Annotated in this window: 11 protein-coding genes; 9 read left to right on the forward strand and 2 right to left on the reverse strand. The window is 46.7% G+C overall.

The annotated features are described in order from the left end of the window. Positions 1-83: 83 nt before the first annotated feature. Positions 84-1,082, reverse strand: a complete 999-nt coding sequence (locus MHB82_RS04255; RefSeq protein ID WP_341173916.1) for a zinc-binding dehydrogenase — start codon at positions 1,080-1,082, stop codon at positions 84-86. Between the two features lie 90 nt (positions 1,083-1,172). Between MHB82_RS04255 and MHB82_RS04260 the strand changes: the two genes are divergently transcribed. The 3 genes from MHB82_RS04260 (at position 1,173) to MHB82_RS04270 (ending at position 3,411) form a co-directional block, all read left to right on the forward strand. Continuing rightward, the gene (locus MHB82_RS04260; protein ID WP_341173917.1) at positions 1,173-2,099 is read left to right on the forward strand and encodes a LysR family transcriptional regulator; all 927 of its coding nucleotides are present in this window, start codon (positions 1,173-1,175) and stop codon (positions 2,097-2,099) included. 87 nt (positions 2,100-2,186) lie between these two features. Then, positions 2,187-2,834 (forward strand): hypothetical protein, encoded by a 648-nt coding sequence (locus tag MHB82_RS04265; RefSeq protein ID WP_341173918.1) that lies wholly within the window; start codon positions 2,187-2,189, stop codon positions 2,832-2,834. A 103-nt stretch (positions 2,835-2,937) separates the two neighbouring features. Then, complete coding sequence (locus MHB82_RS04270) at positions 2,938-3,411, forward strand: SMI1/KNR4 family protein (RefSeq protein WP_341173919.1); 474 nt, start codon at positions 2,938-2,940, stop codon at positions 3,409-3,411. A 5-nt stretch (positions 3,412-3,416) separates the two neighbouring features. Here the strand turns inward: MHB82_RS04270 and MHB82_RS04275 are convergent, their stop codons facing one another. Then, a complete protein-coding gene (locus MHB82_RS04275) occupies positions 3,417-4,457 on the reverse strand; it encodes a PocR ligand-binding domain-containing protein (protein WP_341173920.1) in 1,041 nt (346 codons plus the stop codon). A gap of 307 nt (positions 4,458-4,764) precedes the next feature. Between MHB82_RS04275 and MHB82_RS04280 the strand changes: the two genes are divergently transcribed. From MHB82_RS04280 to MHB82_RS04305, 6 genes are all read left to right on the forward strand, one after another. Then, the gene (locus tag MHB82_RS04280) at positions 4,765-5,904 is read left to right on the forward strand and encodes a glycerol dehydrogenase (protein WP_095361055.1); all 1,140 of its coding nucleotides are present in this window, start codon (positions 4,765-4,767) and stop codon (positions 5,902-5,904) included. After that, entirely contained in the window at positions 5,904-7,673 is a 1,770-nt protein-coding gene (dhaK, locus tag MHB82_RS04285; protein WP_095361056.1) for a dihydroxyacetone kinase subunit DhaK, read from the forward strand. Before MHB82_RS04280 ends, dhaK begins: the two co-directional genes overlap by 1 nt. Before the next feature lie 306 nt (positions 7,674-7,979). After that, the gene (locus tag MHB82_RS04290; RefSeq protein WP_095361057.1) at positions 7,980-9,155 is read left to right on the forward strand and encodes an alanyl-tRNA editing protein; all 1,176 of its coding nucleotides are present in this window, start codon (positions 7,980-7,982) and stop codon (positions 9,153-9,155) included. Positions 9,156-9,326: 171 nt separating this feature from the next. Beyond that, complete coding sequence (locus tag MHB82_RS04295) at positions 9,327-10,631, forward strand: DUF1963 domain-containing protein (RefSeq protein WP_341173921.1); 1,305 nt, start codon at positions 9,327-9,329, stop codon at positions 10,629-10,631. Positions 10,632-10,875: 244 nt separating this feature from the next. Continuing rightward, on the forward strand, positions 10,876-12,159 hold the full coding sequence (locus tag MHB82_RS04300) for a WXG100 family type VII secretion target (RefSeq protein WP_341173922.1): 1,284 nt from the start codon (positions 10,876-10,878) through the stop codon (positions 12,157-12,159). A gap of 12 nt (positions 12,160-12,171) precedes the next feature. Next, positions 12,172-12,423 (forward strand): hypothetical protein, encoded by a 252-nt coding sequence (locus tag MHB82_RS04305; protein WP_239302429.1) that lies wholly within the window; start codon positions 12,172-12,174, stop codon positions 12,421-12,423. Positions 12,424-12,534: the final 111 nt, after the last annotated feature.

Consider the following 12,534-nt stretch of genomic DNA (forward strand, 5'->3'; position numbering starts at 1 on the left):
AAGTAGGCCGACCTCCATGCTCTTGAAATGAGTATGGAGGTCTTATTTATTTCTTAGGAAAAGGATCATGCCGGAGTTGAAGTTTATCTTGGGTCAGGAATTCGTATAGCAAGATTGCCAAACTGCTCTCCCTTTTCCATTCGTTCGAATGCTTTCGCTGTATCCTGTAGCGCATACACTCTATCAACTACAGGATGTATATCATGATGTTCCACCCATTGCAGCATCTGGACAAACTCTTCATGGCTTCCCATGGAAGTACCGATCAGGCTAACTTGAGGGAAGAAGATGGATCGGATCGGAATATTCAGATCATCTCCGGAGCTTGCGCCATACATTACGATTCGGCCACCGGGTCGGATAATATCGAAATATTGGGGGAAAAGGGCTTGTCCGATGCTATCCAAAATCAGATCCACAGGGTCAAGTTCGTTATGCTGACTCCAATCCTCGTGACTGCCAAATGCTTGTAAAGCTCCCAATCGAATGGCTTCCTTTCGCTTCCTTTCGCTCCTTGAGGTTACGGTTACCTTGGCTCCGGCTGATACTGCCATGAGAAGAGCATGGGTGGCTACACCACCTCCAATGCCGGGAATCAGAATATGTTCTCCCTGCTGAAGACCACCACGGGTGAATAACGCACGGTAGGCCGTCAATGCCGATAGGGATAATACCCCTGCTTCCTCCCAAGTTAGATGAGATGGTTTTGGTAATGCATTTTCGGCAGGGACAGTAATATACTGTGCAAGTGTTCCATCCGTTGGTCCACCTACGATCTCAGGTACAATCGGCACATCTGCTGCACACTTCCAACCGAGAGTTGGATGAATAATGACTTCTTCACCTACAGAAGGGTGTACAACTCCTTCGCCAGTTTCTACTATTATACCAGCCCCATCGGAGCCTAGAATGAGCGGAGCGTCATGGGTTGTGCGACCTGCCATAATGAAGAGGTCGCGATGGTTAAGGCCGGCGGATTTTAACTGGATTTTGACTTCGCCGAACCCTGGTGCTCGACTTGTGAATGATGTATATTGGAGCCCCATGAGGCCACTTCGGCCTGAATGTATAATAGCTTTCATAATGTTATTCCTCCCGTTGATGTAATTAAAGGTCATGATTGAACCTCATTGTACAGTTGGGGTGGTTTCACGTAAAATGAACAAAATTGAATGTGGGTATCAATAAAAACAATAGATAGCAAGCAGGTGATTATCGTGGATGCAGGAGATTTGAAAATATTTCGGACAGTTGCTCGGGAGGGAAGTATTAGTAAAGCAGCATTGGCACTGAATTATGTGCAGTCCAATGTTACAACGCGGATCAGGCAGCTGGAAAGTCAACTTCAAGTTCCCCTTTTTCATCGCACGAACCGGGGAATGGTACTTACGCCTGCTGGAGACCATTTGCTCGAGTATGCGGATAAAATACTGGATTTGCTGCATGAAGCAGAATTGTCGACTCAGACAGGAAGTAAACCTGCAGGAAAGCTTCGTTTAGGTTCCATTGAGACAGCGGCCTCCAGTTTTCTTGCTCCATTCCTGGCTAAATACCATTCCTGTTATCCAGAGGTACAGACTTCACTTGTCACAGGAGGGACCCATGAGCTGAATCAGAGAGTCATGCAGCATGATCTGCAAGGCGCCTTAGTCTATGGGCCAGTCGATCACCCTGAACTGAACTATATCAAGGTGTTTGATGAAGAACTGGTTCTGATTGCGGAACCCGGCTTGCATCAGATGGCCGAAGTATTAGGTAAACCGATGTTGTTCTTTGAGATCGGCTGTACGCACAGAACTCAAGCTGAAGCTTTTCTACATAGCCGTGGGGTCCATACGCTCAATGTAATGGAATTTGGTACATTGAACACGATCCTAAGTGGTGTATCTTCCGGAATAGGGGTATCTTTACTCCCGCGATCTTCGGTTGTTCAAGCCGAATTGAGAGGAGAGGTTTCAGTGATATCTTTGCCAGAGCCATACTGCAGGTTGGAAGTCGGACTTGTACATGCCCGAAGTGAACATCTATCGGCCGCATTACGTGGCTTGCTGGAGATGATGACAACCAGGCCAGAAACAAAGAAGGAAAATGAGATTTAATTTAGCAAACTAAATTGAACTGAGCACTGTTATTAATAGTGAGAGAAGAAACTCAAATTTTTATGAATAGTAAAGTGAGGTTCAACGATGAGCTTGTTGATCATACCCAAACTAATCTGTGCAGCAATCATTGCTCTACCGGGTTATCTTCCTGTTCCCAATCAAGAACGAACTGTATTGGCAGAGATCAAAGAAAATCAACAAGACATTACATTACGCGCAGCAACCAAATCTGTTCAAGGGATGTACTCCGGAATTACAGTCACGTGGAATAACCAAACGGAATTATTTCCATGGGAAAACATCAGCGAACCAGCTTATTACCCGGAAGTGGTTACCGCCAATATAGATGGCGAAGGTCAGGACGAAGTAATCATTATACTTACGACTGGAAAAGGTACCGGGGCGCGGGGCTCAGCCATTCATGTGTTACAAGAGGATTGGACCGAAATCCCTATCGGGGACCCGATAGCGAAAGCTCAGAATTCGTTGTCTTCGATGTACAAGGAACACCAGGCAACGGTTGAATACACGATGAACATTGCTGGTAAAGAGTATGCCTATTCTTATCCTGTTGAAGATGCGGAAATGTGGTTTGAAGAGGCAAGCATTGGTCGTATTCTGAGGTACCGGGTTCAGGACAACAAACTGATTGCTGAAATACCGGTGCAAGTTTCTCCGGGGACGTATACAGGTACGATTGAAGTTGATTCAGGGCGTACAATGGCAAATTGATTCCCTCTGAAGTCAGTTACATTGAAGACCTTTAGTCAGTAACTATGCTCATATCGAGATCATTTGGATAACTTTATCTAAATTACAGAGGAGAGGATGTTTCGTGGAATCTAAGGCTCTTGAACCGATCCGAACTCTTTTGGATCAGGCGTATCAGACTGTAATGGGGAAGAGCTGTACGCCGGAATTGGAGCAGGCAATAGCTGACTTTGAGAAAAAGCACAACGTTCATCTTCCCGAAGCATACAGGGAGCTTTTGCTCTATTATGGCGCCTGTAACTTCGGCGATCCTGCTCTTTATTCCGTACAAGAATTGGACTGGGCATACCCCGCATTTGTGGAAGCGTACCAAGAATATAAGAGAGAGTATGACCTGTCTGAGGATCTGAATCCGTTTCCGATCGGCGGTTTTGGAGAAGGAAGCATTGCTATTCTGGAACGGAATTCGGGTAAAATTCTCATGCTTATCCACGACTATGCAGGAGACTATCCATTTCAGGAGGTCGCGCCTAACTTTAACGGATTAATGGAGATGCTGGCTGAGTCTGCGATCTGGGTTCAGGAACAGATGAAATAGTCAGACTAGGTGACAGATTGCTCTTGAATGTATTTGCGATAAAGGGCAGGCGTTATCTCTTCGAATTTTTTGAAAATTTTGATAAAGTACCCGGATTCGTTAAACCCCAGCTCATCACTGATCTGTGAGATCGGCATGTCGGTGACCTCCAGCAATTGCTTGGCCCATTTGATTTTGAGCTTGGCCAGGTAGGTTGTAAAATTCTCCCCTGTCTCCTTGGCGAACAGTCTGCTGAAATAGCTTGGACTAAGGTGGCATAGATCTGCCATGTGTTTCAATGTCACCTGCTCACTCTTGTGACTGTGAATATATTCAAATGCAGGCTGTAACGCAGGGCTGGTACATGCATTATCGCTTGGACTGTTTTTGAGATAGGCATCCGCAATTGCATTGGTCATTTCCTTTTTGATGGATTCAATATTGCGAATGGAATACCCGGGCAAAATCGTGGATAGATTAACGGATTCCTGTGAGCCGGAAGCCTTCTCGAACATCTCCACCAGCAAATTTTTATTAAGAGCTTCCTCTACAATATAGTTGCACAGCAGGGACAGCATGTTGGAGATTTTTACAATCTCTTCATAGGTCATGACAGGCAGTTGATCATAATCGTCCTGCAGTTCCTGCAGCTTCGCTTCATGCATGGGCACGTTTTTGGAAGAGACGATCTGTTCCAGATCGGTGCCTTTGTCCGGATCTGCAAGCTTAACTTGCCCTGCCATCACGGCTCCAATGTATTTTCCATCGATGGTGATGGGAATGGCGATATCAATAATATTGAAATGACATAAGTATACATAAGGTTCATTCAACCGAACCGCTTCCAGCCCGCCACGTGAATCGCATTTTTGGCAGTAGGGAAGAAGCTCGGGATCTTTGCGTACATTTTGGCAGAACGTTTGGCAGCTGCTGTGGCTGGTCACTGGAATACCTTTGTAGTCGACGGTCAGAATGGCCAGTTTGGTTACATTTGCCAGTGAATCCTGTAGGCGCTTCCATTTATTTAGGTCGAGGATTTTATTAATGTGCAAGTATTCTTTAATCATTGTGTGAACCTCCATAGCTAACCTGATTAAGGGCCCTTAAGCGCTAAAAAGTTAGCAAGTTGTACATATTAGAATAGGATGCAAACGGGTAATGTAAGATGATGTCAACATTCAACCATCCAATGACAATAACATACCATGAATTCAGAAAAAAGCAAAAAATTACGATTGGAAGTTATAATAATTTGTTATCAAAGTCCAATGTGTCTCTCGCATTCATGAGATATATTTAGGTTAATTGTGAACCATTCAAATTTGATGCATTAACACGACCACTCTATTAACTATCTTTAGGAGGCATACCATTATGAGAAAAGCATTTATCAGCCCAACCAAATATGTGCAAGGCGAAGATGAACTGTTGAACCTTGGTTACTTTGTAAAATCCTTCGGAGATTCCGCTTTATTGATCGCACATCCGGATGATGTACAGCGTGTAAAGGCAAAGCTTGATGCAACAGCAGAAAAGTTCAATATTACTTTTGTTGAAAGCGGTTTTAGAGGGGAGTGCTCCCGTCAGGAAGTGGCTCGTCTGCAGGAAATTGCGAAGGAAAAAGGATGCACCTGCACCATCGGTCTTGGAGGCGGTAAAGCCATTGATGCAGCCAAATGTGTAGCGGAAGGCGAAGCATTGATCATTTGCCCAACTATCGCTGCTACCGATGCACCAACAAGTCACTCGGCAGTATTGTATACACCAGAAGGATCTTTTGATGACTATGCATATTTCAAACAAAGTCCAAGCGTAGTGCTGGTGGATACAACCGTAATCGCTAACGCACCAACACGCTTCCTGGTATCCGGTATGGGAGATGCGCTCTCTACGTACTTCGAAGCAAGAGCAACAGCGAAATCATATTCCCGTGTAAATGCAAGTCTGCCAATGGGATCCCGCGAAGGATATACTCCATCTGCTGTAGGTACGAATGCAGCACTGGCGCTGGCAAAATTGTGCTATGAAATGCTGCTGACGGACGGAGCAAAAGCAAAAGTAGCCAGTGACAGCAACGTTGTAACGCAAGCGCTGGAAAATATCGTTGAGACCAACATTCTGCTATCAGGTCTTGGATTCGAAAGTGGCGGTCTGGCCGCAGCACATGCTATCCACAACGGATTGACGGTTCTGGAGGGTACACATCACTTCTTCCATGGTGAAAAAGTATCCTTCGGTACGATTGCACAGCTTGTCCTTGAAAATGCACCAACCGAAGAGCTGCATGAAGTCATGGACTTCTGCCTCGAGGTGGGACTGCCTGTAAGCTTGGCAGATATCGGTGTAGATACCATTACTCAAGAAGAGCTGCTGAAAGTGGCAGAGATCGCATGCATTCCGGAAGAATCCATTCACGCTATGCCGTTCCCGATCACCGTTCCTGAAGTAGCTGCTGCCATTGCAGCGGCGGACCGTATGGGACGGGAATACAAAGCTCGCCGGGAGGCTAAGTAATGAAGAAAATTATTAATCAGGCTGAAAATGTCGTGATGGAAATGTGCAACGGGATTGCGCTGGCACACCCGGAGCTTGAATTTTTGAAAAAGTATAAGGTCATCAAACGCAGAGAGATTAATGCAGACAAAGTCAGCCTCATTAGTGGCGGCGGTAGTGGCCATGAACCGGCTCACGCTGGCTATGTGGGGAAAGGCATGCTGGATGCTGCGGTATGTGGAGATGTATTCGCATCTCCTTCCCAGATTCAGGTATACCAGGCAATCAAGGCAACGGCCAGCAGCAAGGGCACACTCTTGATCATCAAGAACTACAGCGGTGACATGATGAATTTCAAGAATGCAGCACATTTGGCGGAGGAAGACGGTATCGATGTACAGTATGTGCGTGTTGAAGACGATATTGCTGTGCAGGACAGTCTGTATACCGTAGGGCGGCGCGGCGTTGCCGGAACGGTTCTTGTGCATAAAATTGCCGGAGCTGCAGCTGAAGAAGGGCGTAGTTTGGCAGAAGTGAAGTTGGTTGCCGAGAAGGCAGCCCAGAACGTACGCAGTATTGGTTTTGGATTTACGTCCTGTACCGTACCTGCCAAAGGGACACCAACGTTCGAAATTGCCGACGATGAAATGGAGTTCGGTGTAGGAATCCATGGTGAACCTGGTATTCGCCGTGAGAAAATTGTATCTGCTGATGAGCTGGCAGGCCGGATGGTTGAAGCCCTGCTGGCAGACATGAAGCTGGATGGCGGCACATCCGCTGAGATTGCCGTGCTCGTGAACGGTTTTGGTGCAACGCCGCTGCAGGAATTGTACCTGCTTAACAATTCTGTTCAGCGTGAGCTGGCAAGCCATTCGGGTCTCCAAGTAGCTACCACCTTTGTTGGCAATTATATGACCAGCATCGATATGGCTGGCGCATCGCTGACGATCCTGAAGCTGGATGATGAACTCAAGTCGTTGTTGTTTAAGGAAAGTGACACACCTGCATTCAAGGTTTCCGGTCCTCCGGCTGCACAAGCAGCCTACTCCGAAGCACTTGAAGCAGTTGTAGGTGAAGACGCTCCGGTTTCCTATGAAGTGGAGACAGCTGCATCCGCTGCAGTCATTAACAACAACCAATTTTCCCTGGACAATATCGTGTACCTGATCGATAAGATGGGTGAGATCATTATCAAGAACGAGGTGCCGTTCTGTGAGCTCGATTCCCATGCAGGGGACGGCGACTTCGGGATGAGCGTGGCGAAGGGATTCCGTCAGCTAAAACGCGAATGGAATCATATTATCAGCGAAGAGAAGAAGGATATCGGTTCGTTCCTGGATGCCTGCTCGCTCGTTATTATGGAGTATTGCGGCGGGGCATCCGGTCCAATCTGGGGTTCGGCATTCCGCGCAGCGGGCAAAGCTGTAGGAGATAAACAGCAGCTGACGGTATCTGACTTTGCTGAAATGATGCAAGCAGCCGTGCAAGGCATTCAATCCACGGGTGAGCGGTCCTTCGGGCGCGGCGCAGTTGTAGGTGACAAGACGCTGATTGATGCACTCGTGCCTTGTGCCGATTCCTGGGCACAAAGTGCAAATGCTGGTGATGACTTCAAAACAGCATTTGCCAAAGGGGCACAAGCGGCAGTCGAAGGTGCGAAGAAAACTGAAGACATCGTGGCACGCATGGGCCGCGCAGGTACGGTTGGAGATCGCAGTCTGGGGTATCCGGATGCCGGTGCATACGCACTGGGAGTTATTTTCACAGAGCTCTCCGAGTCAATGAAATAAATAGGGAATGCCAGTGGTCGTTTGACCACTCCGATGGCAGGCCATACTTTTGGTAGCTGTTTAGTTAGCATCTACGTTCCAGTGTAATCATGTTTCACAACCTTTCCAACGTTTTGTCCAATGGAGGTAAGGAAGAAAGACCACTCTGTAGTTTGGTTACAGAGTGGTCTTTTTGGTTTAAGAAGCTATAGCAGCAGGGCAGAAATTTGGTGTCCTCATGCCAAATAGTGTAATCTGGAGAACAGATACTTAGGAATGTGTATGGATCAGCACTCAAATTGAACGAGAAGGGATCAGGATCAGTTAATGACACAAAAGTTATATTACGACTCCGCATACACGCGGGATTGGCATACACAAATTACGGGTAGAGCGGACAAGGAAGACGGTACATATATCACGCTTGCGGAGACGGCATTTTATCCGCATGGGGGTGGACAACCCTGTGACCTGGGCCGAATCGGAGGTATCGCTGTTCTTGATGTAAACATCGAAGATGGCGAGGTATGGCATAAAGTCGATCAGGCGCCTGAGCAGAAGGAGGTTCACTGCGAGATTGACTGGGAGCGCAGATTCGATCACATGCAGCATCACACAGGGCAGCATCTGTTGTCAGCGATCACGCTGAAGCTGGCTGATGCGATGACGCTCAGTTTCCATCTGGGGACCGAATATGCAACGATTGATGTAGCCGCAGAACTGGGAGCGGATCAATTGACAGCCATTGAGCAAGAAGTGAACCGCCAGATTTACCGCAATGCCCGCATTAGCAGCTCCTGGGTTACTGCGGAGGAAGCAGCGCGTCTGCCGCTCGTGAAGCAGCCTACTGTGACAGAGGACATCCGTATTGTCGAGATGGAGGGTGTGGAATACAACGCTTGTGGCGGCACACATGTGGCGGCAACAGGCGAGATCGGCATCCTTAAGGTGCTGAAAACGGAGAAGGTTAAAGGTGGCACGCGCATCTATTTCAAATGTGGATTCAGAGCATTAAACGAATTCACGGCAGCACAGCAGGTGTTAAACGGCATTTCGGTGAAATTAAAAACCAGCAGGGAAGAGCTACTTGATCGTATCGACAAAATGGAAACAGACCAGAAACAGCTTTTGTCCGAGCTGAGTACAGTCAAGTCGACCAATGATACGTATTATGCTCAGGAACTCCTATCTGCACGGGAAGGTTTGGTGATTGCCCAGATATTTGAGGACAAATCCCTCAAGGACATGCAGAGCCTGGCGACCAAGCTGACGGAAGATCATGAGGGCATCGTGCTCTTTGCCAGCATTTCGGAGGCCAAGGTCGTTCTGGCCCAGAACGGGCAGCCGCCGGAGTGGTCTTGCGGTCCATTCTTCAAGGGCAATCTCGGAGCTTACCAGGGCAAGGGCGGGGGCAGTGACAGAATGGCTCAGGCAGGCTTTGCCAGCAGTGAAGATGCCTTAGCCTTTTATGAATTTACCAAGGACCAACTGGGACATCACTAAGGTGAATTGTGGTTTCGGGATGAAGCGATATCAGTAAGGAGCAGCACGTCACCTTGTGGCGTGCTTTTTCACATGAGGCGAAGATCCGTCTGAGAAGAGCCAGTACATCCCATGATTTTCCTATGATATACTCGGGGGTATATCGATCAGACGGCAAGGAGGTACAAAGGAATGACAGAACGCATTCCGTGTATCCGTGAAGGATGCACCAATACGATTTTACCGGCAACCGCGGCAAAGACAGGTGGGTACTGCATGCCCTGCAAGCAGGAGATGGAGCGGGAGGAACGCCGGAAATACATTGAAGCGAATCGACGGGACGTGAATTTGTATGAAGGAGTGCATGACCCGGTGGAGATTCTGAAAATCATGCATAAACCTCATGTACGCGATCCATTAATTCACTATGTGCCATATGAACTTTCCCAAGAGCAAGTCTACCTGTCACTGTCTGCGGAGCAGCAGGAAGCGATGGCAGACTATGCGATGGAGTTGATTCGTACCGATGATACGGATACCGGCAAAGACATTCTGCTGTATCTGGTCTGTTACCATGATATCTCGCTCGCTGCACAGATTCCCGAGTTGTTGGAGCAGGAGATCTACTATCCTGCGATTCTATATAAAAGTGCTTCAGCGAACGTGCGGGATCAGCTCTTGAAGCAGGTGCACAACGATGACGAGAATCGAAACCATATCCTGATTATGTTAGCCTATATCGGCGATGAGGTAGTTGTTGAGCAGTTCTGGCAATGGAAGCAGTCTCCGCCGGCCTGGGCAGATCAATTATATGTAAAACCAGAGCAATACACCTTCCAAGCCGGGTGGGAACTCACCAAGGACGGGAAGCGGAGAGAATTGTTCACCACCCCAAGTTATTCATTATATAAAAGTAAGGATGAGGATGGAACGATTGCGCCTTCAAGCGGCGTGCCCATTCAAATGCTTCAAACAAGTTCCAGCAGCTGTCCATGGTGTGGAACCGCTTTAACGAACTTGGTTGCTCTGGATGTGAGACATCCAGCCTTGCAGAATGTTTCCTGGCAAGCCGAAAAGCTGCAGATTCGAACTTGCATCAACTGCAGCTGCTACGGTGTGGTCTATATGGAGACAAGCTCAGCAGGGGAGCCCTTCTGGAGTTCCCACAATGTCATGCCAGTAGGAATGGATGACATTGATCCGGATAACTCGTTTGAAACTGCCCCGGATGTTTGTGATTCATTCTACATTGCGAAAGAACCCCGTCAGGCCTTCCATGGCAGTGAGTGGGCCATGGAACCGTCACTATCCCAGATTGGCGGTCATCCCGGATGGGTTCAGGATGCAGCGTATCCGGTCTGTCCCTGCTGCTCCACAACCATGAAGGCGGTTGGGCAGGTAGACTGGGCGCAGATCGAGGAGTATGGCGAGGGCATGTATTATATGTTTGTATGTGAACCGTGTCAGATGACTGCGGTGACGTATCAGCAATCTTAACTAGATTGCCGAATGATCGGAACTTATTTATTTGAGCAGGACTCAGAATAGGTTCCAAGTAGTATTATGTTTTGGAGATAATTAGGGAAAAGTGGACTATGTAAATACATCGTGAGTAGCTACCTACTTACGGTGTACCTCATTTATAATAATATTTCATACTACGGGTTGCCGAATTCTTGTGCCAATGTAGTGAGGATGAAAGATTCGTTTAACAACGTATACTTATTATATGAGGTACGCTATGACTACTATAAAAGTAACACCAGAGCAACTTCTGGCTGTATCCAGACAGTTCGAAGCTGCTCAGAACCAGATTTATCAGATGAATAACAACCTGAAACAACGAATGTTTGAGATTGAGAGAGTATGGGATGGGAGTACAAAAGAAAACTTTTATGCTGATTTTACTCATGCACAGCGGGTTATGGATAACTTTGTGACCTTATCCATGTCAATATCGAAAGAGCTTAGAAGTCATTCCGAAAAGTTTCGGATGGCCGATAGTCAAACGGTACAATCCTATGATCCAAGATGTGCTCCACCTCCACCGGATGAATGTAGGGCTCCCGCAGCCGATCCACGTAATGCTTTCCAGAAGTCTGCTGATAGTTTGGTCGAATTGGGACAAGCCTTTATGCAATCTGCAGATGATCGGTATCAGAAGCGTTACGATAGTGTAGGTGGATTTTTGAATTATTGGACGTTCGGCATCCCTAGTGGTCTTGTTCAGGGGTATGTGGATCGAGCGAATAAGGCGTTCGACTCTCCGAATGATACAGCGAATTGGCTTACATTCGGTATTCATGGTACGATCCGTGAAGCTACGTTTCCAACGAATGCTTGGTCTAGTGAGCACTGGGCTAACATTTTTGGCGTAGGTGGATTGATGCTAGGTGGCGGGTATGCTTCTACGATTAAGCCCCACAATCTATTTACGTCTACAGGAGGGGGAGCGAAAATCAATTCGTTTTCCCGTCCTGGAACAGGAAATATGACGGGTGGCTTTCATGGTTTTCAGGATCAACGCTTGCGAATTACTGAAAACATTGCCGAAAGCAAAAAGGCGAGAGAGTCCTCGAAATTTTCTGAATTCGTGGAGAAGGAAAAGGAGATTGGTAGGGGAACGGGTAATGTTCAAACTGGAGGTCGTAATAACTTCTCAGTAGATGAATATTTCCGACAAGAAGCTGAAGCGTCAAAAATGTATGATAGTATAAGAGCATCAACTTCAGATGTTCAGGCCATTTCAAAAAACACAGGATTTGCAGAGAGTCGGATTCAACGTATCAAAGACCATGTATTTAATAATGAACATATCAAGTCAAGTGGAAATGGAAGGTTTGACCCCGATTATGAAATTGCCGAAGCATGGACTAGATTACAGCAAGGAACTTACAATCCTAAAGACATTGATTTATTGAATCATGAATTGTTTGAATCAAGGTTTGAAGGTATATTTAAAACAAATTATGAAACTGCTCACGACGCTGCTGTCAGGTCAGGTCGTCCGTGGGAAATAGATTAGAGGTGATTATAAATGGGAGCTTTTGTTTTACTCTTGAAAGACTATGAGGATGAATCAGTTGTGATTTATCGATTCGGCCCAAAAGAAGAGATAATGGGTAAGATTGAATTAAACAAAGGAACTAGAATGTTTTCCGAATTAGAATCAATTAATAACCCCAATCATTCAAATCAATTTTACTTTGATAGAGCCGCTCAAAGAATGGCCAGATGTCTAGTTAAGGAGGGCGGTGTATTTCCTGAGAAAATGACATTTGAATCCTAAGGAGTCTAACACTGATTGGCTTCTTGCTATCAAGGTTTTTCTACAGTAGGGCTACCCAGTGCATGATGAACTCATTATTAAACCAATACACATATTACTCATAGTATTACC

Origin of the sequence: Paenibacillus sp. FSL K6-2862 (assembly GCF_038005125.1) — a bacterium.
Taxonomy (GTDB): domain Bacteria; phylum Bacillota; class Bacilli; order Paenibacillales; family Paenibacillaceae; genus Paenibacillus; species Paenibacillus illinoisensis_A.

Excerpts from the sequence above, each read along its gene's own strand:
- MHB82_RS04265 (WP_341173918.1), top strand. The coding sequence starts at position 2,187 with ATGAGCTTGTTGATCATACCCAAACTAATCTGTGCAGCAATCATTGCT.
- MHB82_RS04260 (WP_341173917.1), top strand. The coding sequence starts at position 1,173 with ATGTGGGTATCAATAAAAACAATAGATAGCAAGCAGGTGATTATCGTG.
- MHB82_RS04295 (WP_341173921.1), top strand. The coding sequence starts at position 9,327 with ATGACAGAACGCATTCCGTGTATCCGTGAAGGATGCACCAATACGATT.
- MHB82_RS04290 (WP_095361057.1), top strand. The coding sequence starts at position 7,980 with ATGACACAAAAGTTATATTACGACTCCGCATACACGCGGGATTGGCAT.
- dhaK (WP_095361056.1), top strand. The coding sequence starts at position 5,904 with ATGAAGAAAATTATTAATCAGGCTGAAAATGTCGTGATGGAAATGTGC.
- MHB82_RS04305 (WP_239302429.1), top strand. The coding sequence starts at position 12,172 with ATGGGAGCTTTTGTTTTACTCTTGAAAGACTATGAGGATGAATCAGTT.
- MHB82_RS04275 (WP_341173920.1), bottom strand. The coding sequence starts at position 4,457 with ATGATTAAAGAATACTTGCACATTAATAAAATCCTCGACCTAAATAAA.
- MHB82_RS04255 (WP_341173916.1), bottom strand. The coding sequence starts at position 1,082 with ATGAAAGCTATTATACATTCAGGCCGAAGTGGCCTCATGGGGCTCCAA.
- MHB82_RS04300 (WP_341173922.1), top strand. The coding sequence starts at position 10,876 with ATGACTACTATAAAAGTAACACCAGAGCAACTTCTGGCTGTATCCAGA.
- MHB82_RS04280 (WP_095361055.1), top strand. The coding sequence starts at position 4,765 with ATGAGAAAAGCATTTATCAGCCCAACCAAATATGTGCAAGGCGAAGAT.